This is a genomic window from Bifidobacterium stellenboschense (assembly GCF_000741785.1).
GTDB classification, from domain to species: domain Bacteria; phylum Actinomycetota; class Actinomycetes; order Actinomycetales; family Bifidobacteriaceae; genus Bifidobacterium; species Bifidobacterium stellenboschense.
Map to the genome: position 1 here is coordinate 1 of NZ_JGZP01000012.1, position 23,852 is coordinate 23,852.

At 69.3% G+C, this 23,852-nt stretch carries 10 protein-coding genes, 2 rRNA genes and 2 pseudogenes; 8 read left to right on the plus strand and 6 right to left on the minus strand.

Going from position 1 to position 23,852, the window contains the following annotated elements; translation table 11 throughout:
• Positions 1-205 (plus strand): 23S ribosomal RNA (locus BSTEL_RS04910); the annotation flags it as partial.
• Between the two features lie 155 nt (positions 206-360).
• Positions 361-476, plus strand: a 5S ribosomal RNA gene (gene rrf, locus BSTEL_RS04915).
• Between the two features lie 318 nt (positions 477-794).
• Here rrf and BSTEL_RS12325 read toward each other — a convergent pair.
• The 5 genes from BSTEL_RS12325 to BSTEL_RS04940 form a co-directional block, all read right to left on the minus strand.
• Complete coding sequence (locus tag BSTEL_RS12325) at positions 795-1,820, minus strand: helix-turn-helix domain-containing protein (RefSeq protein WP_034527906.1); 1,026 nt, start codon at positions 1,818-1,820, stop codon at positions 795-797.
• A 124-nt stretch (positions 1,821-1,944) separates the two neighbouring features.
• A complete protein-coding gene (locus tag BSTEL_RS04925) occupies positions 1,945-3,123 on the minus strand; it encodes a hypothetical protein (RefSeq protein ID WP_156963171.1) in 1,179 nt (392 codons plus the stop codon).
• A 32-nt stretch (positions 3,124-3,155) separates the two neighbouring features.
• Positions 3,156-3,845 (minus strand): ATP-binding cassette domain-containing protein, encoded by a 690-nt coding sequence (locus BSTEL_RS04930; protein WP_084686122.1) that lies wholly within the window; start codon positions 3,843-3,845, stop codon positions 3,156-3,158.
• A 4-nt stretch (positions 3,846-3,849) separates the two neighbouring features.
• Positions 3,850-5,040 carry a hypothetical protein gene (locus BSTEL_RS04935; protein WP_051922860.1) on the minus strand — a complete coding sequence of 397 codons (1,191 nt, stop codon included), beginning with the start codon at positions 5,038-5,040 and terminating at the stop codon, positions 3,850-3,852.
• 171 nt (positions 5,041-5,211) lie between these two features.
• A complete protein-coding gene (locus tag BSTEL_RS04940; protein WP_051922861.1) occupies positions 5,212-7,437 on the minus strand; it encodes a DUF6020 family protein in 2,226 nt (741 codons plus the stop codon).
• 139 nt (positions 7,438-7,576) lie between these two features.
• Here BSTEL_RS04940 and BSTEL_RS04945 point away from each other — a divergent pair, with 139 nt between their 5' ends.
• Positions 7,577-8,458 carry a biotin--[acetyl-CoA-carboxylase] ligase gene (locus BSTEL_RS04945; protein WP_034528418.1) on the plus strand — a complete coding sequence of 294 codons (882 nt, stop codon included), beginning with the start codon at positions 7,577-7,579 and terminating at the stop codon, positions 8,456-8,458.
• Positions 8,459-8,660: 202 nt separating this feature from the next.
• Here BSTEL_RS04945 and BSTEL_RS04950 read toward each other — a convergent pair whose 3' ends face one another.
• A complete protein-coding gene (locus BSTEL_RS04950; RefSeq protein WP_034527908.1) occupies positions 8,661-9,269 on the minus strand; it encodes a biotin transporter BioY in 609 nt (202 codons plus the stop codon).
• Between the two features lie 230 nt (positions 9,270-9,499).
• Between BSTEL_RS04950 and BSTEL_RS04955 the strand changes: the two genes are divergently transcribed.
• The 5 genes and pseudogenes from BSTEL_RS04955 to BSTEL_RS04970 all read left to right on the plus strand — a co-directional run bounded on the left by BSTEL_RS04955 (position 9,500) and on the right by BSTEL_RS04970 (position 23,552).
• Positions 9,500-11,392, plus strand: coding sequence for an ATP-binding protein (locus tag BSTEL_RS04955; protein ID WP_034527911.1), 1,893 nt, complete (start codon positions 9,500-9,502; stop codon positions 11,390-11,392).
• On the plus strand, positions 11,389-13,014 hold the full coding sequence (locus BSTEL_RS04960) for an acyl-CoA carboxylase subunit beta (protein WP_034527913.1): 1,626 nt from the start codon (positions 11,389-11,391) through the stop codon (positions 13,012-13,014). Before BSTEL_RS04955 ends, BSTEL_RS04960 begins: the two co-directional genes overlap by 4 nt.
• A 157-nt stretch (positions 13,015-13,171) precedes the next feature.
• Positions 13,172-18,500, plus strand: a pseudogene (locus tag BSTEL_RS12985) (fatty acid synthase subunit beta domain-containing protein); the annotation flags it as partial.
• A 191-nt stretch (positions 18,501-18,691) separates the two neighbouring features.
• A pseudogene (locus tag BSTEL_RS12990) lies at positions 18,692-22,793 on the plus strand (beta-ketoacyl synthase N-terminal-like domain-containing protein); the annotation flags it as partial.
• Between the two features lie 282 nt (positions 22,794-23,075).
• Positions 23,076-23,552 (plus strand): holo-ACP synthase, encoded by a 477-nt coding sequence (locus BSTEL_RS04970; protein ID WP_034528420.1) that lies wholly within the window; start codon positions 23,076-23,078, stop codon positions 23,550-23,552.
• The last annotated feature ends 300 nt before the right edge of the window (positions 23,553-23,852 follow it).

Sequence of the window (23,852 nt, forward strand, 5' to 3'; positions counted from 1 at the left end):
GTCACGCCAGTGGCACCGCCGGTTGGCTGCGTTCGGAAGGGATAACCGCTGAAAGCATCTAAGCGGGAAGCCCGCTCCAAGATAAGTATTCCCTGGCTCTTCGGAGCCGTGACCCCCCATGTAGAACACGTGGTCGATAGGCCGGACGTGGAAGCCCCGCGAGGGGTGGAGCCGACCGGTACTAACGGGGAAGCGCGACACACACATCCCAACCATGTTGGGACGGCATCGACCTCTTTCTGCGAATACACGCGACACGGAGCAACCGTGACGTCACGACAAGACGATCAGCATAGCGTCCACCATCCGGTCCCCAAACCACCAGCCATCAGGGATATGAAACCCTGATAATTGAAGATTTGCGGCGGTCATAGCCAGGAGAGACGCCCGGTCCCATTCCGAACCCGGAAGCTAAGACCTGGCACGGCGATGGTACTGCACCCGAGAGGATGTGGGAGAGTAGCACGCCGCCGCACCACACGATAAGGAAGGCCCTTGGTCGAGCACAGCTCCCAAGGGCCTTCGTCATACCCGGACACCCCGGCCACGCGGGCCGACGGCCACCCTCCGACGCGCGTGCCGCGCGCCACCTCCCGCCAGCGGGAGGACAACACGCCCCCGCCGGCGGGGGCTCCCGGCGCAGCCGGGTGGGGGTGGCACCGGCCGACGGCCGGCCCGGAGCCGACCGCCAACCCCCGGACCACCCTCCGACGCGCTGCGCGCGCCACCTCCCGCCAGCGGGAGGAACACGCAAGGCCACGCCCACGCCGGCGGGAGGACACACACCACGCGTGCTACTTGGCGTTGATGCGGCCTAGGGCTATGGCTGTGGTCAACACATATGCTTCGCGGGGGTTGGTCGCGTCCCAGCCGGTCGTGTCGGCGGCGCGCTTGAGACGGTAGCGCACCGTGTTCGGATGCACGTTGAGCGTGCGCGCCGTGGTCTCCAATGATCCTCCGGACGAGAGGAACGTGGACACCGTCATCATCGTCGGATCGTCGGCACCGTGGCTGACCAGCGAACCGTACACCACATCCACGAGTTCGCGTCGTGCATCATCATCGCCGAGCAGTGCGCGCTCTGGCAGCGCATCCTCGGCGCGCAACGGCGTGAGCATCCGTTTGCGCGCGAGTGTCGTCATCGCGCTGGAACCCGCGGCGGTGCCGGCATCGCCCACATTCCCGGCGGCGGCACCCCGCGTCTTTCCGCCGTTCCGGGCACCGGCGGCGGCAACGGACTTCCGTCCGCCGGCGGTCCCCGCGGCCGTCATGCCTGAAGCCACCGCACCCGCGGTTCCCGCGGCACCCGAAGCCGCCGCATCCGCGGCCGTCACGTCCGTACCATGCCCGACGACCAGTGCGGGGGCCGCGCACAACGTCGTCAGCGCGGCGATCAACGTCGACTTCGCGCCGGATACGCCGTGACGCACCGGACCGAGGCACAACGGCGTCGCCGTCGCATCGAATGCGCCCGCGACCGCCGTACACGTCACATCGGGGCTGACCGCCGCCTCCACGCGGATCAGCGCGGCGACCACGCCGTCACGCACGCCGACCAGCGGCAGGCCGCCGCCCAGGTCGACGACCGCCTTCGTCACGCCGCGCATCGTCGCCTCGACGGTGGCCGCCGGGCGTCCCGCGATCGCGAAGCACGCGAATCCGCCGTCGAAACCGAGTACACGCAACAGCGACGCGACGCGATCGTCGGACAATCCGGACGTCAGAGACTCGAACGTGACGCGCTCCATGCGGGCGCGGGCCGAACCGTCGTCATCGTCGGCTTCGGCGGCGCTCGTCAGCAGGTCCAGGAAATCAGTCATGTCTCCAGTGTAGTGAGTGCGGGCGCGGGGAGGCCCCCTCTGTCGGCCTTTGGCCGACAGCTCCCCCTCACAGGGGGAGCAGGGGAATCGCCGATTCCGCAAGGGGGAACAGGGGAATCGGTGATCAGCGGGTCTTGAAGTAGCGGAACAGGTGGCGTTCGCGGATCAGGAGCGCGCCGATCAGCGCGCCCGTCATCACGCCCGCATACCCGGCGGCCGGCACGCGCAGCAGCGCGGTGGTGAGCACCGCCGCGTCGGTGGCCGTGTTCTCCAACCATGTCCAGGTGAACTCCACCACGCTCATCAGCGTCGCGGCGATCGCCCACGCGGCCGTCTCGACGAGGATCTGCACGACCATCGCCGGTTTCGGCACGCCGCAATGCAACGCGGACGCGAGCTCCAACCGTCGCCGCCATATGGAGACGAATCCGGCGATCAGCGCGACCACGCCGGCCACGATCGGTGCCCATACGGTGAGTCGCCCGCGGTACATCGCGGCCGCGTCGAACGTGCGTCCGCGCGACGTGTTCAATTGCGAGACCATCGGACGTTCCTGCGTGCCCGTCGCATCGCCGACCGTCGTGACGCGCAGCAACGATTCGATGTTCTCCGGGACCGGCCACGATTTCACCCAACACTGGTCGAACAGGCCGCCGTACCCCGCGGGGACGGGCGTGACCGCCGCATACGAGTAGCCGCTCTGCCGCCCGTCGTCCGGCCAGTCGTAGACGCCGGCGACGTCGAGCGTCCGCTCGTCGCGCAACGCGAGACGGCTGCCGGCGTGGGCGGCGAGCGGCGCCGCCGCCTCGCCCGACAGCCATACGCCGTTCACGTCGTTCAACGTCGTGGGTCTTGCCTCGCGCCCGCCCGTCGTGCTGTTGCGGAACAGGCCGATCGCGCCCGGCGTCGCCTCATACGTGGGCACGCCGGTCGACGGCAACGCGGCGAACGTGAGTTTCGTCTGCGAGGCGCGCGTCGCGCCGGCCGCGATGACGCCGTCGAGCGAGGCGAGACGGTCGCACGCGGTGCCGTCGATGCGGCCCGTATATGTGATGACGGTGGTGGAACCGCCCGCGGCGACGAACGCGTCCGCCTCGCGCTGGATCTTCGTAATCGCCATGAGGTCCGCGCCCGCGCACAGGAGCAGCAGGAAGGCGAGCGTCAGGGCCATCCCGCACGCGTGCGACGTGCCGGTTGCGAGATTGCGCACGGCCTCGTCGAGGACTCCGGCGAGGCGCATGCGGGGATGGGACCGTTCGCGCTGCTTCCGCGGTTGTCGTCGCGACTGTTTCGGCTGGTTCATGATGATGCCCTCCTGCTGCCGGTCACGGCCGGTCACTGCCAGTCGCCGAGGTCGATGAGGTCGGTGCATGCGTCGCGCGTGCGCGGATCGTGCGTGGCGACCACGACGATCGCGCCGCCGAGCGACAACGCGTGGAGACGCTCGTTCACCGTGGCGGCGGTGGTGAGGTCGAGCTGCGCGGTCGGCTCGTCGACGAGCATCAGGTCGGCGCCGCTGGCCACGCCGCGGGCGAGCATGAGCCGCTGCGCCTCGCCGCCGGACAGGTCGCTGAACGGCTTGAAGGCGAGCCGCGTGAGACCGAACGCGTAGAGCAGGCCGAGCGCGTGCGATTCGGCATCGTGGCGGTTTTCTCCGCGTGCGATGAACGGGAGCGACACATGGTCGATGGCGCTGCGGCGGGCCACGCCATGCGGGTTCTGCAGCACCCAGTTGACGCGGTCGCAGCCGATGCGCTCCACCGTGCCTTGCGCGGGCGCGGTCCAGCCGGCGATGATCGACAGCAGCGTCGACTTGCCGGAGCCGGACGGGCCGGTGAGCGCGTACACGTGCCGGGGGAGCAGCGTGACAGTGAGATGCCGGAAGAGCATGTCCTCGCCGGTCGGGTCGAAGGTGTGGCCCACGTCGGTGAGGACGACGCGTTTGGCGGGAACGGTGTCGGCAGCGGTGTCGGCGGTGTCGGCTGCGGTGACGGTATCGGCCGGAATGACGGTGTCGGTGTTCATGGCGTTACTCCCGGCACGGCTTGCTGGTGGTGGGGGCGACGTCGACCGTGGTGAACGGATCGACGCCGTCGGGCGAGACCATCGTCTTGCCGAGCTGCGAGGCGATGATCGTGACCGGCGTGGGCTTGCCCGTGACGCTCACGCACGCGGTGACGCCCGACGTGCGGTAGAGCGCGGATGGCGGCACGGTGATCGACTCGATCGGATTCGCGAGACGCCACGTGAACGAGACCTGGAGCGCGCCGCCTTCGCCGGTTCCGGTGCCGCCGCCGGAACCGGATGCGCCGCCGCTGTTGCCTCCGCCGGAACCGGCGCCGAGCGAGGCGAGACGGTATTCGGTGCTGGCGGCGATCGCGGCGAGCGTCGCCGCGTCGGTGATTTCGGCGGTACCGGCGGTGATGGGGAAGTCCTGGCCGTTCACGGTGAGGATGCGGTCGCCGGCGACCGCGCCCGACGATTGCGCGCCGGACTGGGACGCGGGCAACGTGGCTTTGACGGGCGCGCCGGACGTGGCGAACAGGTCCGCGCCCTGCGTGGCCTGCCGGCCGACCGCGATCCGGCAGTCGGCGACGGTCACGGCGGCGGCTGGCAGCCAGATGAAGAACGAGGGGTCGATGGCCCAGCCGTCGTCCTTGGTGATGCGGCGCGCGCCCACATTGCCGGCGAGCGCGTTGTAGGCGACGATCGAATCCCAGACGAACCAGTCGGAATCGGGGGCGGCGTAGCCGAGCGCGCGCAACGCGTCGTTCAACGCGCGGGCGTCCGGTCCCTGCGTGCCGCTCGCGAGACGACGGTACGGCGGGGTGGCGGTGTTGAGCGCGAGCAGGGGGACGGCGTCCACGGCGATTGGGGCGCTGCCCGATGCGACGGTCGCGTTCGTCGCGCAATCCGACGAGGTGACCGTGCCGGACACGGGTGAGGTGACGGTCGCGGAGGCGCCGAGCGTCAGCGTGAGTTGGACGGAACGGGAATCGTCGAACCGGGTGGATGCGACCGTCATCGAACCGGCCGGCGTGGAGGATTCCAACGACTGGGGGATGCGCGAGCGGGTGAGCAGGAACCCGCCGGCCACTCCCGTCGACAGCAGCAGCGCCGCCAGCAGGACGATCACGGAGACGGTGACGCCGGTGCGGGCGGGCTTGGACGTGGTGGCGGAGGAGGTCTTGGAGGTCTTGGAGATTGTTTTCCTGTGCATCGTGAATCTTCTCCCTCGCCGTATCCGTCACGTCCGTGTGACGTTTCCACCGTATGGCGTTCCGGTAGGTTGCGGGAGAGAACCTGTCATCCGGAGGATGACATCGTCGTCCAATCGGGATGAACCCGTATGGCCGGAGCGGCGGAGCCCGGCGCGCGGACGGCTATATGCCTATGGGCGGGCTCCGGTGGCGACGGTGACGCTGCTATCTGTGTCGCGCGAATCGCGGTGGAAGGTGAGGCAGAGGAAGGCGAAGCAGAAGGCGACGGGGAGCATGTGGCGTTCGAAGTTGTTCGCCGGCGCGGTGATCATCACGCCCATGAGCAGCAGCAGCGGCAGGTGCCAGGCGAGCGAGCGCCACCGTTTCAGGATCACCTCGGCCGCGCCGATGAGCAACGTCAGGATCACATAGAAGTTGCCGTGCGTCACCCAGCCGAGCACCGGGATCGCGCCCCACGAGTCGGCGAACGTGGCCACGCGCTCGCGCCAGGCGTGGTTGACGTATTTGAGCCACGTCGAGTTCTTCTGCACGTAGTCGCTGTCCACGTAGTAGTTCATCGACACGTACGGCAGGTCCGCGATGTCGAAGTAGCCGTAGCATTTCGCCATCAGCGCGTCCATCGCCACCACCGGGTTCGCCTTGACGATCTCGAGCCATGCCTTGTTGAAGTTCTTCATGTCGTCGGGTTTGACGGAACGCCAGCGGTAGCTCACCTTCTTCGACTGGATGCCGGAGGATTTCACCGGGTCAGCGTCCTGCGGGAAGTACGCGTCGGCCATCTGGTCGAGGTTGAAGACGGGTGCGAGCTCCTTGCGCGCCGATTCGGGGATCGTCTCCGGCGCGCGTTCGGCGACGCGGGCGATCATCTGCAACTGCACGCCGTGGCTTTCGATCGGGTCGCCGCCGATGATCGCGCCCGAGGAGATCGCCATCGAGATGCCGCCGTGGATGAGGATCGTCGGCAGGAGGATCGCGACCACGTAGGTGGCCCAACGGCGGCGGTCGGCGGCGATGGCGAGCACGAACTCGAAGAGCAGCACGTACCACGCGTATTTCGCGGAGATCAGCATGATGGCGTTCGCCGCGGTGAACGCGACGAGCGTGCGGCGGGGGAGACGGAGGATAAGGGGCTTGGCGGTGCGGGTGCCGGATGCGTCGGTTCGGGAGGCGTTGGTTCGGGAGGCATCGGCGAGGGCGTGGAGCTCGTACCAGAATCCGAACGCCCAGAGGAACGCGAACGCGAACAGCGGGGATTTCGTCAGCGAGATCGTCGAGAACACGGCCATCGGGCAGACGAGGAAGAACACGACCACCGCGAGCCGCACGTCCGCGTGCGCCGCCTCGGGTGGCAGCGCGGGGCGCATGCCACGTTCGGGACGGGCGAACGCGCGTGGACGGAACTGGCTGCCGCGCTCCGGGTGCGCGAAGTCGCGCCGGGCCGTGCGCACGTCGGTGCGGCGCATCCACGGCAGGTTGAGGAAGCGGTGCGCGGTCGCCGCCGTGCAGCAGACGGCGAACAGGAACTGGGCCGCCGCGAGCGCAATCACGCCCCAGTCGTTCGACCCGGTCAGGTACCGGCTCGCGGCCATCGTCGACCCGTAGAACAGGGTGAGCACGATGTTGTGCTGGTCGGTCAGATACGTCGGGTCGGTGGGCCACAGGTAGTGGGCGGTCGGGTAGATGTCCATCGGGGCGAACGAGAAGAAGCCGATGTACGGCTGCTTCAAGCCGGTCCACTGGTTCCACGCCCAACTGAACTCGCGCGCCTGGCTGCGCAGGTCCGCGCCGAACGCGGCGAACAGCGTGGTCGGCGCCCACAGCCAGCCGACGAGGAAGATGGTCCACAGCTTCCAGCGACGGTCGGTGAGGCGCACGATCCAGCGGGAGAGGAACGCCCGCGTGTGCGCCGCGGTGGTGCGCATGCGGGCGCACCACCGCGCGCGACGGGTGGTCGGTACGCTGGAGTCTTGCTTGGATGATGCGTTTGTTTCGGGAGCGGTGCCGTCGGATGCGGTGGTGCCGGTTGGGGCGGCGTCGCTGGATTCCGTGTCGGCGGGGATTCGGGAATGGCGCCGACGCAGCCGCTCCGGCAGGATGCGGCGCGGCGTGCGCTCGCCGGTCGCGCGGTCCGTATGCCAGCCGAGCGGAGGCTCCCGTCTGCCCACGCGCACCAACACGACGATGATGGTCATGTAGATGACGAAGGCGAGAAGACCGTACAACGCGTTCAGCCAATTGAACGCGGCGATCGAGGAATCCTCCCAATACAACGGGCCGACGGCCGTGCACCAGGAGAGCCACAGCACCGCCGCCACGGCCAGCGCCCACCGCGCCACGATGCCGATGCGGTCGATGGGGCGGTGCTCCGGGGAGGGATTCTTCGTGACGTCACTCATAGGGCAGTATTCTATCGTCGGCCCATCCTTGTCGGTCAACTCACCTCTCGGCGCGATTATGGTGCGCAAAACAGATGTTTTGCGCACCATAATCGCGCCGAGATAGGGGTTGGGGGAGGCGGGGCGTATGGTGGTGGGCATGATTTCACTGTTGAAGGTCGCAGCATCGGAGCTGGAGCATACGAGGCGCATCGCGGACAAGGTCGTGTCGGTCGCGGATATGGATTCGACGCACGCCGAGGCACGGCGCATGCTCGAACGCGGCGAAATCGTGTTGGAACGCGGCGAGGGGGAGCTGCCGGTCACCGTGATCACCGCCGACTATCTGAGCAACGCGTTGGTCAGATTCGGACGCCAGTGGATCACGGCGCCGGGCAGATCATTGTCCGCGACGTTCGTGAGCGTGATTCCCGAGACAATCGCGGACGACGAGATGGTCAACGGATGGCTGGCGATGATCGCCGAACTGTCCCTCTTGGACGCGTTGGAGGGTGCCATCGATGATTGCGGCGCCCGCCCGTTCGATGATGAGTGCGGGTTCCAGCTCAAATGGCCGAACGACCTGTACTGCCATGGGTTGAAGCTGGGCGGCACGGTCGCCGAGGTGATGCCGCTGCATGGGGATCCCGACCGCCGCGCCCTCGTGTTCAGCGCGGGATTGAACCTGTTCATGCCGGCCGACCACCTGCCCACGGCCCAGGCCACGTCGCTGCAGATGAACGTGGGGCCGCTGCCGCCGGTCGATGCATTGCGCGATCTCATCATCGCGCGGTATGTCGAGTCGATGCGTTCCCGGTTGGAGGCGTTCATCGCCGCGCCGCTCGTGCAGGCGGGGCGTCTGCGCGCCGAGATGCGCCACGTGTGCTGGATGATGGGACGCACCGTCGACGCGCAGCTCATCGACGGCAGCGCCGTACACGGCGAGGTGATCGCGTTGAACGATGACGCGTCGATCAGCGTGCGTACGGGGGACGGTGCCGTACGCGCCCTCCTCGCCAGCGAAGTGGGCTTGCTGCAGTAAGCGGTATATGACTAGGCCCCCTCTGACGAGGGGGCTGTCGAACGTAGTGAGACTGGGGGAGAGCAGAGGAGAGGCCGTAGGCCGCGGGGATATCGCATCGGCCTACGGCCGATTCCGTTTCCTCCAGCCTGCGGCCGCGGTCTCTCCCCCACCCGGCTTCGCCGGGAGCCCCCTCGTCAGAGGGGGCCGATGCCAATGGGTGTCAGCGGAGCTTGGCCAGACCGGCGGCGACGAGGGACGCGACGGCGGCCTTGACGACGTCGCCGATCACGAAGCCCATCGAGGCGATGGCGACGACGGCGATCGGCGCGCCGGTCAGCGCGGACTGGACGAGGAATCCGAACGCGTAGACGACCACGACGCCGCCGAGGAACGCGGCCGCGAAGTAGCGCAGCGCGGCGAGGAACGTCGCCTTCGCACCGTGTGCGCCCGTCTTGCCCTTGATCAGGGCGATGACGACCACACCCGGCAGGAAGCCGAGCAGGAAGCCGGCGCTCGGTCCGACGAGCGCCATCGTGGAGGCGCCGCCGGCGAACACCGGCAGACCGGCCGCGCCGGCCGCGAGATACGCGGCGACGGCGGCGCCCGCCTGACGCCACGTGAGCATGAGGCCGGCGAGCATCACGACGAACGTCTGCAACGTGATCGGCACCGGCGTGCCCGGAATCGGAATCTCGCCCGCGGCGGCGGAGACCCACATGAGCACGGCGAACAGTGCCGGCTTCCAGGAGACGGCGGCGACGCGGCGCGCGACGGAGACGGACTTGGCGGCGGACGGTTGCGCGGCCGGCGTGGGGGTGTTGGACTGCATGATGATGGTTCCCTTCTCGTGAAAGAGCGGATCCGAACGGCGGATTCCGCCCGGCCGCCGGATGATCCGCGGCCTTTCCGGCGCGGTGGTCGAGGGCCACCGCCGGTGTTGCAACCGAGGATAGGACCGTCAAGCTACGGTGACGTTTGTGGAAGGTAACAAAAGTTCGCATCACGTTTTGTAGACGTTTTGATTGAAACCGTCAGTTTCGAAGAGCAGAATCTGACGGTATGGGGCAATCCGTCAAGAAACTACTTATCGCCAATCGTGGTGAAATCGCCATGCGCGTGGTCCGCACCGCGCGTGAGATGGGCATCGCCACGGTGGCCGTCTACGCCGAACAGGACCGCGGGGCGCAATACGTGTCGCTCGCCGACGAGGCGTACCTGCTGCCCGGCGACACCTACCAGGACACGTATCTCAACGAGGACCTGCTCATCGACATCCTGAAGCGCTCCGGCGCGGACGCCGTGCACCCCGGATACGGGTTCCTCTCCGAAGTGCCGTCCTTCGCCGCCAAGGTCGAGGAGGCCGGCGCGATCTGGGTGGGGCCGCACCACTCGGCGCTCACCGAGCTCGGCGACAAGATCACCGCGCGCCGCGTCGCATTGCGCGCCAAGGTGCCGCCCGTGCCCGGCCTGTCCGAATCGGTCAAGGACATCCGCACGCTGCTCGACTTCGCGCACACGCACGGCTACCCGATCATGATGAAGCGCACCGACGGCGGCGGCGGGCACGGCATCACCGTCGTGCGCGACGACGAGGAGCTGCGCCGCTTCTACACGAACCACGACGCGCTCGAAGGCGGCGACCTCGACGAATACTTCATCGAGAAGTTCATCGACAAGGCGCGACACGTCGAAACGCAGTCCGGGCGCGACTCCCACGGCGACTTCACCGTCTACTCGACGCGCGACTGCTCGCTGCAGCGGCGCAACCAGAAGCTCGTCGAGGAGGCGCCCGCGCCGTTCCTGACGGACAAGGTGACGGAGACGCTCGTCGAATACTCCCGACGCCTGTTCACCACCGTCGGCTACACGGGACTCGGCACCTGCGAGTTCATGGTCACGCCGAACGGCAAGGTCTACTTCCTCGAGGTGAACCCGCGCCTGCAGGTCGAGCACACCGTCTCCGAGGAGGTGTGCGGCCTCGACCTCGTGCGCGAACAGCTGAACATCGCCGCCGGCGGCGAGCTCACGCCCGCGCCCGAACCGCGCGGCCACAGCTTCGAGCTGCGTATCACCTCCGAGGATCCGGCCACGAACCTCACGCCGTCCTCCGGCACGCTGGAGCGCATCGTGTGGCCGTCCGGCCCCGGCGTGCGCATCGACACGGGCGTGGTCGAAGGCGACACGGTGTCGCCGAAGTTCGATTCGATGATGGGCAAGGTCGTCGTCACCGCGCAGGACCGCGCCGCCGCCGTGGCGCGCGTGCGCCGCGTGCTCGACGAGACGGTCATCGAGGGCGTGCCGACGCCGATCCCGCTGTTCAAGGAGATCTTCCGCGACGACGCGTTCACCGCCGAGCACGGTCACGCGTTCGACGTGAGCACGAAATGGCTGGAACGCACGTATCTCGACCGTGAGGCGAACGCGGCGCGCGGCGGGCAGCCGGCGTCGCTCGCCGGCGCGGCCGGTGCCGCCGGCGCGGACGCGAAGGTCGCGTCCGAGACGTTCGTCATCGAAATGAACGACAAACGCGTCAAACTCACCGTGCCGCTCGACATCGTCGAAAACCTCACCGGCGGCGCACGGGCGCGCGGCGCGAAACGCCCCACGCAGCCGTTGCGCGGTTCCGGCGCGCACGCCGGAGCCGGCACGGCGCGCGGTCCGGTCGACGACGGCGCGAAGTCCGGCATCATCGCCGCGCCGATGCAGGCCGTCGTCACGCGCGTCAACGTGGCCGAAGGCCAGGACGTCGCGAAGGGCGACCTCATCGTCGTGCTCGAATCGATGAAGATGGAGAACTACGTGTACGCGCCGGCCGCGGGCACGGTGACGAAGATCTTCGTCGGCCCGGCGGACGGCGTCGAAGCCGGCGACACGCTGGTCACGCTGGACGTGGTTGGGGCGTCCGGCTCGGCCGGCGACGTGGACCACAAGGACAAGGAGGCCGCGGAATGACCGACATCGTGGAACTGCCCGCCGTGCGCGACGCCGTGAAGCAGGGCGGCGAGCGCGGCGTCGCCGCCGGGGACGGCCGGCAGCCGCTGCGCGCGGCCGTCGTCAAGGCCGCCGAACTCGCACGCGACGCCGAACGTCGCGCGCGCGACAAGCAGCACGCCAAGCACAAGAAGACCGCGCGCGAACGCCTCGACCTGCTGTTCGACACCGGCAGCTTCGAGGAGATCGGCCGCTTCCAGGGCGGTGACATCAACGCCGGAAACGCGGGCGCGGCCGTGATCTGCGGCTTCGGTCTCGTCTACGGGCGCAAGGTCGCCGTCTACGCGCAGGACTTCTCCGTCAAGGGCGGCACGCTCGGCACCGCGGAGGGCGAGAAAATCTGCCACCTCATGGACATGGCCATCGCGCTCAAGGTGCCGATCGTCGCCATCGTCGATTCGGGCGGCGCGCGCATCCAGGAGGGCGTCGCCGCGCTCACCCAGTACGGGCGCATCTTCCGCAAGACGTGCGAGGCGAGCGGCTACGTGCCGCAGATCTCGCTCATCCTCGGGCCGTGCGCGGGCGGCGCCGTCTACTGCCCGGCCCTGACCGACCTCATCATCATGACGCGCGAGAACTCCGACATGTTCGTCACCGGACCGGACGTCGTCAAGGCCGCGACCGGCGAGACCATCTCGATGGCCGACCTGGGCGGCGGCGAAGTCCACAACCGCAGGTCGGGCGTCGCGCACTACCTCGGCGCCGACGAGTCCGACGCGATCGACTACGCGCGCACCGTGCTTGCCTACCTGCCGTCCAACTGCGGTGAGAAGCCGCCCGTCTACGCGTACGCCGCCACGCGCGCCGAACGCGAGACCGCGAAACGGCTCGCGCGCATCGTTCCCGACAACGACCGCCAGCCGTACGACATGCTCGACGTGATCCGCTGCATCGTCGACTACGGCGAGTTCGTGCAGGTGCACGAACTGTTCGCCGCGTCCGCGCTCGTCGGATTCGCATGCATCGAAGGCCGGCCGGTCGGCATCGTCGCGAACCAGCCGAACGTGAACGCCGGCATCCTCGACGTGGACTCCTCCGAGAAGATCGCCCGGTTCGTGCGCCTGTGCGACGCGTTCAACCTGCCCGTCGTCACCCTCGTGGACACGCCCGGCTACAAGCCCGGCGCCGAACAGGAGCATGCGGGCATCATCCGCCGCGGCGCGAAGGTCATCTACGCGTACGCGAACGCGCAGGTGCCGCTCGTCACCGTCGTGCTGCGCAAGGCGTTCGGCGGCGCGTACATCGTGATGGGCTCCAAGGCCATCGGCGCCGACATGAACTTCGCCTGGCCGAGCTCGCAGATCGCGGTGCTCGGCGCGGCCGGCGCGGTGAACATCATCCACCGCCACGACCTCGCCAAGGCCAAGGCGTCCGGCAGGGACGTGGAGGCGCTGCGCGCGAAGTACATCGCCGACTACGAGGAGACCACCGTCAACGCGAACCTCTCGCTCGAACTCGGACAGATCGACGCGATGATCGACCCCGAGCAGACGCGCGAGGCGATCGTCGCCTCGCTCGGCACGCTCGCCAGCAAACGCCGCGTCCGCCCGAACGACAAGCACCACGGCAACCAGCCGCTGTAGCGGTCCCGCTCCCGCCGGCGGGAGCTGTCCCGCAGGCGCGGGACTGAGGGTGGTTCCTCCGTGAAGACCACCCCCAGTCGGCTACCGCCGACAGCCCCCGCCAGCGGGGGCGGGCATACAGACTTACGCAACAGAAGAACACAGACAAGGAACACCAATGAGCACATTCTTCCTCGACCAGCTCGCCGCAGGCGAGACGCCGCACGCGCTCGCCTTCGCGGGCCAGTCCACGCCGTGGCCGGTCGCGCTCGCCGACCAGACCACCGATCCGACGCTCGCCGAGGCGCTGCACGCGCACGTCGACGCCGCCTACACGAAGCTCACGCCGGTGAACGCCGACCTGCTCGCCACCACCGGCCGCCCGGTCGACCTGTTCGGCTTCACGCCGAACCCGGCCCGCCTCGGCGCGGCCGCCGACGCCACCGCCTCCGTCGAAGGCATCGCCCTCACCCAGCTCGGCGCGCTCATCGACCTCGAACACCTCGGCTACACGCTGCCCGCCGCCAAGCCGGCCGCCGTGCTCGGCCACTCGCAGGGCGTGCTCGCCGTCCACATGGCCAAGGCCATCGAACGGATCGGCTCCATCGAAGCCGCCCGCGACCAGATCGACGAGATCCTCGCCACCGCCGCCCTGATCGGCGCCGCCGGCACGCGCGCCGCCCGCGAACTCGCCCTGAACCCGCTGCACGGCGAGGCCACGCCGATGCTGTCGGTGCGCGGCGCCACCCGCGCCCAGGTCGAGACGCTCGCCGCCCGCGTCAACAACCCGCGCGGACCGATTGCCATCGCCGTGACCAACTCGGACGACCACCACGTGATCTCCGGCTTCCCGGACGACCTCGCCGCCTTCGCCGTCGAAGTCGCCAAGGAGCACAAGAAGCAGGCCGCCCTGCGCGAGGAGAAGGTGCGCGGCGGCGCCGTGTTCGCGCCCGTGCTCGAATACCTCGACGTGACTCTGCCGTTCCACTCCCCGCTCATGAAGCCCGCCGTCGACCAGACGATCGCCTGGGCCGAGGCCTGCGGCTTCGACACCGACCGCGCCCGCGCGCTCGCCGAGGAGGTGCTGCTCAACCATGTGGATTGGGCCGCCCGCGTGCGCGAGGCCCTGACCGACACCGACCCGGCCAAACTGTGGATCGTGGACATGGGCCCGGGCTCCACGCTCGGCAAGCTCATCGGCAACGTGGTCGAAGGCACCGGCGTGGGCGTCGTCGAAGCGACCACGCTCGCCGAGCGCGCCGCCCTCTCCACGCTCGACCCGGCCGAGGCCGAGACGCTGCGCACCCAGAACTGGAAGGCGTTCGCCCCGCGCGTGGCGCACACGCCCGCCGGCGACCGCCTCGTCACCAAGTTCTCCGAGCTCACCGGCAAGCCGCCGGTGCTGCTGCCCGGCATGACCCCCACCACCGTCGACCCGGAGATCGTCGCCGCGGCGGCGAACGCAGGCTACTGGGCGGAGCTCGCCGGCGGCGGCCAGGTCACCGCCGAGGTGTTCGACCGTCACGTCGCCAAGCTCGAGGAGCTGCTCGACGAAGGCCGCACCGTCGAGTTCAACGCCATGTTCATGGACCGTTACCTGTGGAACCTCCAGTTCGGCTCCTCCCGCATCGTGCCGAAGAAGCGCGCGTCCGGCGCGCCGATCGACGGCGTCGTCGTCTCCGCCGGCGTGCCCGAGCTCGACGAGGCCGTGGCGTTGGTCGTGCAGCTCAAGAAGGACGGCCTGCCGTACGTGAGCTTCAAGCCCGGCACCGTCGACCAGATCCGTCAGGTGATCCGCATCGCCAAGGCCGTCGCCCCGACCGTCATCCTCATGCAGGTCGAAGGCGGCGCCGCCGGCGGCCACCACAGCTGGGAGTCGCTCGACGACCTGCTCACCTCCACCTACGCCGAAGTGCGCGCCTGCGACAACCTCGTGCTCGTCGCCGGCGGCGGCATCGGCACGCCGGAACGCGCCGCCGACTACCTGTCCGGCCAGTGGTCGCGCGCCTACGGCCTGCCCGACATGCCGGTCGATGGCGTGCTCGTCGGCACCGCCGTCATGACCGCCAAGGAGGCGCACACCAGCCCCGAGGTCAAGCAGCTGCTCGTCAAGACCCCCGGCATCACCGCCGAGACCGTCGCCGCGTCCGGCGCGGCCGACGACCCGTTCGCCCCCGCCGGCGAGCGCTGGGTGCCGTCCGGCAAGTCTGTGGGCGGTGTCGCGTCCGGTCTGAGCCACCTGCACGCCGACATCTACGAGGTGGAGAACGCCTCCGCCGTGTGCGGCCGTCTGCTCGTGCGCGTCATGAAGCACCCCGAGGAGCTCGAGTCCCGCCGCGACGAGATCATCGCCGCGCTGGACCGCACCGCCAAGCCGTACTTCGGCGATCTGGCCTCGATGACCTACCTTCAGTGGGCGCAGCGGTTCGCCGACCTCGCCTACCCGTGGGTGGACGACACGTACGCCGACCGTTTCCTGCATCTGCTCCACCGCATCGAGGCGCGTGTGGCCGACGTGGATTCCGGCGAGTTCGATTCGAAGCTCGACGTGACCCGCGACGACGTGATTGCCGATCCGGCGCCCGCGCTCGAGGCGCTGGCCGCCGCCTACTCGCAGGCCGCCGAGCTCACGGTCACTCCGGCCGATGAGGCGTGGTTCCCGGTGCTCGTGCGCGAATACCCGAAGCCGATGCCGTTCGTGCCGGTCATCGACAACGATCTGCTGCGCTGGTGGGGCCAGGATCAGCTCTGGCAGTCCGAGGATCCGCGTTATTCCGCGGATTCCGTGCGCGTCATCCCCGGTCCGATCTCCGTGGCCGGCATCACCACCGTCGACGAGCCGGTGGCCGACATCCTCGGCCGTTTCGAGGCCGCCGCGCTGGAACGCGCGAAGGAGTCCGGCGCCGTTTCCGAGACCGCGTACGCGACGCTTGGCGAGGCCGGGAACGCCGAGGACTTCATCCGCAAGTCGCCGAACATCTCCTGGGTGGGCCACGTGACCGACAACCCGGCCTACGGCACCAAGCTCGGCGACAAGGACTATGAGATCCGCGCCGTGGATGCCGCGAACGGCGAATACGACCTCGACATCCATCTCGACACGTATTGGGACGACGATCCGGACGGCGGCAAGTCGAAGCACGCCGTGCGCGACATCGTCATCCCGCTCACCGTGCCGACCGACGCGACCGGCGGCATGCCGATCGTCAACCGCGAACGGCTGATCCCGGACGTGTACGCGATGCTCGCCGCCACCGCCGGCATCGGCAACACCGCCATCACCGGCGACAAGCTGACCGCGATGCCGGCCATTTCGGCCCCCTCTGACGAGGGGGCTGGCACGCGCAGCGTGACTGGGGGAGAGACCGCGGCCACGGCCGCTTCGCGTCCGTTCGGCGAGGCGCACGCCACCTACACGTTCTCCGCGAACCTCGGCTACGACCACGAGGCGGCTACCGGCGGCGCCCTGCCGGGTACGCTGCGCGCCTCCCGCATCGCGCCGGACGCGCTCGTCGGCCCCGCCTGGCCGGCGATCTACGCGGCGCTCGGTTCCGTGTCCGTGAACGGCTATCCGGTCATTGAGGGTCTGCTCAACGCCGTCCACCTCGACCATCTCATCGAACTCGAAGAGACCGAGGATGAACTGTTGAAGCACGTCGGCGAGACCGTCACGCTCACCTCCTGGGCCGAGGACTACTTCGAATCCGCGTCCGGCCGCGTCGTCACCATCCACGTGACCCACACCGCCGCCGACGGCACGCTGCTCGCCCGCGAGACCGAACGTTTCGCGATCCGCGGCCGCGTCTACTCCGACGCGCTGCCCGTCGACTCCCCGGAGTTCGGCGACGCGCAGCACGACGAAATCGAATCCACTCCGCGAAGGCTCCTGCGCCGCGTCAAGGTGACCGCGCCGAACGACATGACCGCGTTCGCCCGCACCTCCGGCGACTTCAACCCGATCCACACCTCCAAGCGCGGCGCCGCGATCTCCGGCCTCGCCGCGCCGCTCGTGCACGGCATGTGGCTGTCCGCCACCGCCCAGCACGCGGTGCAGGCGGCCGACGAGAAGGGCTCCCACTACGAGATCGCCGGCTGGACCTACAACATGTACGGCATGGTCCAGCTGAACGACGAGGTCGAGATCTCCGTCGAACGCGTCGGCAAGGTGCGCCACGGCGGCATGGCCCTCGAGGTCACCTGCCGCATCGACGGCCAGCTCGTCTCCCGCGGCACCGCCCTGGTGCGCGCCCCCGAGGCCGCGTTCGTCTACCCCGGCCAGGGCATCCAGAAGCAGGGCATGGTCCTCGACGAGCGCGCCAAGTCGCCCGCCGCCCGCGACGTGTGGGAACGCGCCGACAAGCTCACCCGTGACAGGCTCGGGTTCTCGATCCTCGCCCTCGTGCGCGACAACCCCAAGGAGCTCACCGCCAACGGCGTCACCTACCGCCACCCGGAAGGCCTGCTCAACCTCACGCAGTTCACGCAGGTCGCGCTCGCCACCGTCGCGTTCGCGCAGACCGCTCGCCTGCGCGAATCCGGCAGCGACATCTGGCCCGCCTACTTCGCCGGCCACTCTCTTGGCGAATACAACGCGCTGTCCGCGTTCGCCGGCGTGATCCCGCTGGAGACCGTGCTCGAACTCGTATTCCACCGCGGCTCCACGATGCACCACCTCATCCCGCGCGACGCGCAGGGCCGCTCCAACTACCGCATGGGTGCGCTTCGCCCGAACCAGTTCGGCGTGGGCGACTCGCAAGTGAAGGCGTACGTCGAATCCGTGTCCGAGAAGACCGGCGAGTTCCTGCAGATCGTCAACTACAACCTGGCCGGCGCGCAGTACGCGGTCGCCGGCACGATCGCGGGCCTCAAGGCGCTGCAGGCGGACGCGAACCGCCGCGCCAAGGAGGCGGGCGGCAAGCCGGCGTTCATGCTCGTGCCCGGCATCGACGTGCCGTTCCACTCCACGCTGCTCAGGAAGGGTGTGCCGGAGTTCCGCGACAAGCTTGATGCGCTGCTTCCCGCATACATCGACTACCGTGGCCGCCTCGTCGGCCGCTACATCCCGAACCTCGTGGCCACGCCGTTCGAGATGACCAAGGAGTTCGCGGCGAAGATCCTCGAGGTCGTGCCCTCCGAGCGCATCAAGGCCGCGCTCGACGATCCGGCCGTGTGGGACTCCTACGCCGCCGACGACCAGAAGCTCGGCCGCCTGCTGCTCACCGAACTGCTCTCCTGGCAGTTCGCCTCCCCGGTGCGCTGGATCGAGACCCAGTCGCTGCTCTTCCACAAGGCCGCGCAGGGCGGTCTCGGCGTGGAGGAGTACGTGGAGGTCGGCCTCGGCAACGCGCCGACGCTCGCCAACCTCGGTGCCAAGACCCTGCGTCTGCCCGAGTTCGCCGGCACCGACGTCACCGTCTACAACGTGGGCCGCGACGAAGGCCGTGTGTACATGACCGATTCGGACAGCCTCGTGCCCGAGGAGGAACCGGAGAGCGCTTCCGCCGCTTCGGCCGCTCCGGCCGATTCGGCCCCCTCGGACGAGGGGGCTGGCACGCGCAGCGTGACTGGGGGAGCGACCGCTCCCAGCCCTGCCGCGAGGTCTCTCCCTCAATCGGCTGCGCCGACAGCTCCCTCGTCAGAGGGAGCCACGGTGAGCGGTGCCTCCGCCGTCGCCGAACTCGGTTCCGCCGCCACCGGCTCCGTCGCCGACCTGCCGTTCAAGGCCGCCGACGCGATCGGCGTGCTCATGGCCTACTCGGCCAAGGTGCGCCTCGACCAGATCGGCGCCTCCGACACCACCGACACGCTCACCAACGGCGTGTCCTCCCGCCGCAACCAGCTGCTCATGGACATCAGCTCGGAGCTGGGCGTGGCCAGCGTGGACGGCGCCGCCGAGGCGACGCTCACCCAGCTCGCCCAGATCGTGAACAAGGCCGCCCCGAACTACAAGCCGTTCGGCCCGGTCCTCTCCGACGCGATCCGCGACCGTCTGCGCGCCCTGTTCGGCGCGGCCGGCGTCAAGCCGGCGCACATCCGCGAACGCGTGACCGGCGTGTGGCGGCTCGGCGAAGGCTGGGTGGCCGCCACGACCGCCGCGCTCCTGCTTGACACCCGCGAGGCTCCAGCTCGCGCGGCGGCGACCTCGCCAAGCTGCCGACCGGTGCCGCCGCCAACGCGGCCGCTGCCGACAAGCTCATCGACGACGCGGTCGCCCTGGTCGGACAGACCAAGGGCGTGGCCGTCTCCAAGCCGTCCTCCGGTGGTGCCGCGGGCGGTGCCGTGGTCGACTCCGCCGCGCTCGACGCGTTCGCCGAGAAGGTCACCGGCGCCAACGGCGTGCTCGCCGCCACCGCACGGTTCGTGCTGAACGAGCTCGGTGTGGCCGCCCCGGCGCCCGAGGCCGGCGAGGATGAGAACGCGGCCGTGGTCGCGGCCGTCAGCGCCGAACTCGGCTCCGACTGGCCCAAGCAGGTCGAGCCGCGTTTCGACGCGAACAAGGCCATCCTCTTCGACGACCGTTGGGCCTCCGCCCGCGAGGACCTCGCCCGCGCCTACTACGAAGCGACGCGGACGCGCTCGCCGGCAGCTTCATCGGCCTCGGCAAGGCCGTCGCCGCCGAAGCCAAGTGGTTCCTCTCCCGGCTCCCGCTGGCGGGAGCTGCCGAGCATGGCGAGGCGCTCAAATCCGCGTTCGCCCGCATCGCCTCCGAGGCGCTCGAGCCGGCCTCGTCCGACGCGCAGGCCTCCCGCTTCGCGGGCGACGTGGCCGTGGTCACCGGCGTGAGCCCGAACTCGATCGCCGCCCAGGTGGTCGAAGGCCTGCTCGCCGGCGGCGCCACCGTGATCGCCACCTCGCACAGCTTCAGGCCGTCCATCAAGGCGTGGGGCCGCCAGGCGTACCGCGAGCACGCCACCGGCGACGCCAAGCTGTGGCTCGTGCCCGCGAACCTGTCCAGCTTCCGCGACGTGGACGCGCTCGTGGACTGGGTGGGTCACGTCCAGAAGAAGACGACCGGCGCGACCACCACAATCCTCAAGCCCGCCTACGAGCCGACCCTGTTCTTCCCGTTCGCCGCCCCTCCGGTGCACGGCACGCTCGCCGACTCCGGCGAACTGTTCGAATCGCAGGCCCGCCTCATGCTGTGGGGCGTCGAGCGCGCGATCGCCGGACTGTCCCGCATCGGCGCCGACACCGACGTGCAGCACAAGCTGCACGTAGTGCTGCCCGGCTCGCCGAACCGCGGCGTGTTCGGCGGCGACGGCGCGTACGGCGAGGTCAAGTCCGCGTTCGACGCGATCGTCAACCGCGCCCGCGCCGAGCGCGACGCCTGGTCGGACCGCGTCACCTTCGCCCACCCGAAGATCGGCTGGGTGCGCGGCACCGGCCTGATGGGCGGCAACGACCCGCTCGTCGCCGTCGTCGAACGCCACGGCATCCACACGTATTCCACCGCCCAGATCGCGGTCAAGCTGCTCGACCTGTGCACCGCCGACTCGCGCAAGGCGGCCGCCGAGGCGCCGCTCGACGTGGACTTGACCGGTGGTCTCGGCAGCGAACCGATCGACATCAAGGCGCTGCGTGCCGAAGCCGAGGCGGACGCGGCGGCCGACGCCGCGAAGGAGACCGCCGGGCTCCCGCTGGCGGGAGCTGGCGCGACGAATGTCGCGACTGAGGGTGGTCAATCCGTGAGTCTTCCCCAGTCGGCCACGCCGGCGGGAGCCGCGAAGGCCGTCATCAAGGCCCTCCCCACGCCGGTCGTCCCGCACCAGCCGCACGTGGACCTCGCCGACTGGGCGGGCGTGACCGCCCGACCGGAGGATGAGATCGTCATCGTGTCCGTCGGCGAGCTGGGCCCGTGGGGCTCCGGCCGCACGCGCGCCCAGGCCGAACTCGGCATCCACCCGGACGGCACCGTCGACCTCAACGCCGGCGCCGTGCTCGAACTCGCGTGGAACATGGGTCTGCTCACGTGGGCCGACAGCCCGAAGCCCGGCTGGTACGACACCGACGGCAACCTCGTGCCCGAGGAGGACATCGCCGACCGTTACCACGACGAGGTCGTGGCCCGCTCCGGCATCCGCCCGTTCGAGGAGGGCATGGGCGACGACTACAAGGACGGCGCCGACGAGGAGGAGGCCGAGGTCTACCTCGACCATGACGTCACCTTCTCCGTGCCCACCGAGCAGGTCGCCCGCGAGTACGTCAAGCTCGACGAGGCCCACACGTCCATCGCCCGCGACGACGAGTCCGGCGAATGGAACGTGACCCGCCACGCCGGTTCGATGATCCGCGTGCCGCGCCGCGCCGCCATGACCCGCACGGTCGGCGGCCAGTTCCCGAAGGGCTTCGACCCGGTCAAGTGGGGCATCCCCGCCTCGATGGTCGGCGACGTGGACCGCATCGCGCTGTGGAACATCGTCACCACCGTGGACGCGTACCTGTCGGCCGGATTCAACCCGGCGGAGATCCTCCAGGCGATCCACCCGTCGCTCGTCGCCTCCACGCAGGGCACCGGCTTCGGCGGCATGGCTTCGATGCGCAAGCTCTACCTCGACCGCTTCCTCAACCACGAGATCCCGACGGACATCCTGCAGGAGGCGCTGCCGAACGTCGTCGCCGCGCACGTCATGCAGAGCTACATCGGCGGCTACGGCAACATGATCCAGCCGGTCTCCGCCTGCGCCACCGCCGCGGTGTCGCTGGAGGAGGGCGCCGACAAGATCGCGCTCGGCAAGGCCGATTTCGTCGTCACCGGCGCGATCGATGACATCGGCGTGGAGTCGGTGATCGGATTCGGCAACATGAACGCGACCGCCAACTCCGCCGAGATGTACGGCAAGGGCATCGACGCGCGCTTCTTCAGCCGCGCGAACGACCGTCGCCGCGGCGGCTTCCTGGAGTCCCAGGGCGGCGGCACGATCCTGCTCACGCGAGGCGACATCGCGTTGAAGCTGGGTCTGCCGGTCGCCGGCGTGATCGGCTTCATCCACTCCTATGCGGACGGCGCCCACACGTCGATTCCGGCCCCGGGCCTCGGCGCCCTGGCGGCGGGCCTCGGCGGACGCGACTCGAAGCTGGTGAGGGACCTCGCGAAGCTCGGCGTCACGCCCGACGACATCGCCGTGGTCTCCAAGCACGACACGTCCACCAACGCGAACGATCCGAACGAGTCCGAACTGCACAACACGCTGGCGCACGCCATCGGCCGCACCGACGGCAACCCGCTGTTCGTCATCTCGCAGAAGACGGTCACCGGCCATGCGAAGGGCGGCGCCTGCATCTTCCAGGTCAACGGCTTGACGCAGCTGTTCGCCTCCGGCGTCATCCCGGCGAACGCGGCGCTCGACTGCGTCGATCCGAAGCTCGCGAAGGACGACCACATGACCTGGCTGAGGAAGCCGCTGCGCATCGGCGGCGGCGAGGACGTGTTCGGCCGTTCCGCGGCCGGCAAGCCGGTCAAGGCCGGTCTCGCCACGTCGCTCGGCTTCGGCCACGTCTCCGGCTTCGTGGCGCTCGTGCACCCCGGCGCGTTCGAGGCGTCCGTCGCGAAGGCGGACGGCGAGGCGGCGCTCGTGGCGTGGCGCGAACGCGCGAACGCCCGTCTCGCCGCCGGCCAGCGCCGACTCGAGGAAGGTATGATGGGCCGCGCCGCGCTCTACGAGCCGATCGACAACCGCCGCTTCCGCGAGGACGGCACGCGTCTCGCGGACGGTACGCGCTACGACGCCCACGAGGTCGAGAAGGCCATGCTCCTCGATCCGGACGCCCGCCTGAACGCCTCCGGCTACTTCGAAGCCTGATGTGGTGAGGCGTTGATCGGCCCCCTCCGCGAGGGGGCTGTCGGCGAAGCCGACCGGGCCGGCGGCGTCGAGTCGGCACCATGCCCGGCCATCGTGATCGGCCCCCTCTGACGAGGGGGCTGTCGGCGAAGCCGACTGGGGGAGAGACAGCGGCGCGCTTCCCGCGGTCTCTCCCTCCGGCGCGTCGCGCCACCTCCCTCGTCAGAGGGAGGCTTTTTCATATCCGTATACATGTTTCTCGTATGCGTATCGATTCGCATGCACACCGATGGGGAGGTCATCATGTCGGTACTCGGTCTCGGTCACGACGTGGTCGACGTGGCGGCGTTCGCCGAACAGCTCGCGCTGCCCGGCTCGCGCATGCGGGCGTTGTTCTCGGTGCGCGAGACGCGCCAGGCCGCGGCCCGCGCGGCGGCCAAGCACGACGGCGAGGCGGTGCATCTCGCCGCGAAATGGGCCGGCAAGGAGGCGGTCCTTAAAGCATGGTGCGAGGCCGTGGGGGAGGGGGCTTTGCCGTATACGATCGACGATTTCCCCTGGTCCGGCGTCGAGATCCTCGACGACGCGCACGGCCGCCCGCACGTCGCGCCGCGCGCCGACGTCGCGCACGCACTGCGCGAGTCCGTGCCAGTGATGCCGTCGTTGCCGCCGACCGGGGAGGGAACCATCACGTCTCCATCTCCCTCCCTCCGCTGGCACGTCTCCCTCACCCACGACGCCGGCGTCGCCTCCGCCGTCGCGCTCCTCGAGTCCGCCTAATCTCCCATGGTGCGGTGAAGTCCCCATGGTGCGGTGAAGTCCCCATGGTGCGGTGCCGCAAAACGGCCATTTTCCGCCGTTGTGGAGATTGTGTGTTGCCGCACCATGGGAATGGCGGGGTGGTGGGTGAATGGTGGAGAGGGTGGATGGGTGAGTGGTGGAGAGGATGGATGGGTGAGTGGTGGAGAGGATGGATGGGTGAGTGGATGGGTGAGTGGATGGGTGCAAACGCTGTTACCGTTGGGGCGACGTGTGTCGAAACGGTTTGACACGCCGATTATCGAACCGGTTTGATAACAC

Coding starts and splice junctions, on each gene's coding strand:
- BSTEL_RS04930 (WP_084686122.1), bottom strand. CDS start 3,845: ATGAACACCGACACCGTCATTCCGGCCGATACCGTCACCGCAGCCGAC.
- BSTEL_RS12325 (WP_034527906.1), bottom strand. CDS start 1,820: ATGACTGATTTCCTGGACCTGCTGACGAGCGCCGCCGAAGCCGACGAT.
- BSTEL_RS04945 (WP_034528418.1), top strand. CDS start 7,577: ATGATTTCACTGTTGAAGGTCGCAGCATCGGAGCTGGAGCATACGAGG.
- BSTEL_RS04970 (WP_034528420.1), top strand. CDS start 23,076: ATGTCGGTACTCGGTCTCGGTCACGACGTGGTCGACGTGGCGGCGTTC.
- BSTEL_RS04955 (WP_034527911.1), top strand. CDS start 9,500: ATGGGGCAATCCGTCAAGAAACTACTTATCGCCAATCGTGGTGAAATC.
- BSTEL_RS04960 (WP_034527913.1), top strand. CDS start 11,389: ATGACCGACATCGTGGAACTGCCCGCCGTGCGCGACGCCGTGAAGCAG.
- BSTEL_RS04950 (WP_034527908.1), bottom strand. CDS start 9,269: ATGCAGTCCAACACCCCCACGCCGGCCGCGCAACCGTCCGCCGCCAAG.
- BSTEL_RS04940 (WP_051922861.1), bottom strand. CDS start 7,437: ATGAGTGACGTCACGAAGAATCCCTCCCCGGAGCACCGCCCCATCGAC.
- BSTEL_RS04925 (WP_156963171.1), bottom strand. CDS start 3,123: ATGAACCAGCCGAAACAGTCGCGACGACAACCGCGGAAGCAGCGCGAA.
- BSTEL_RS04935 (WP_051922860.1), bottom strand. CDS start 5,040: ATGCACAGGAAAACAATCTCCAAGACCTCCAAGACCTCCTCCGCCACC.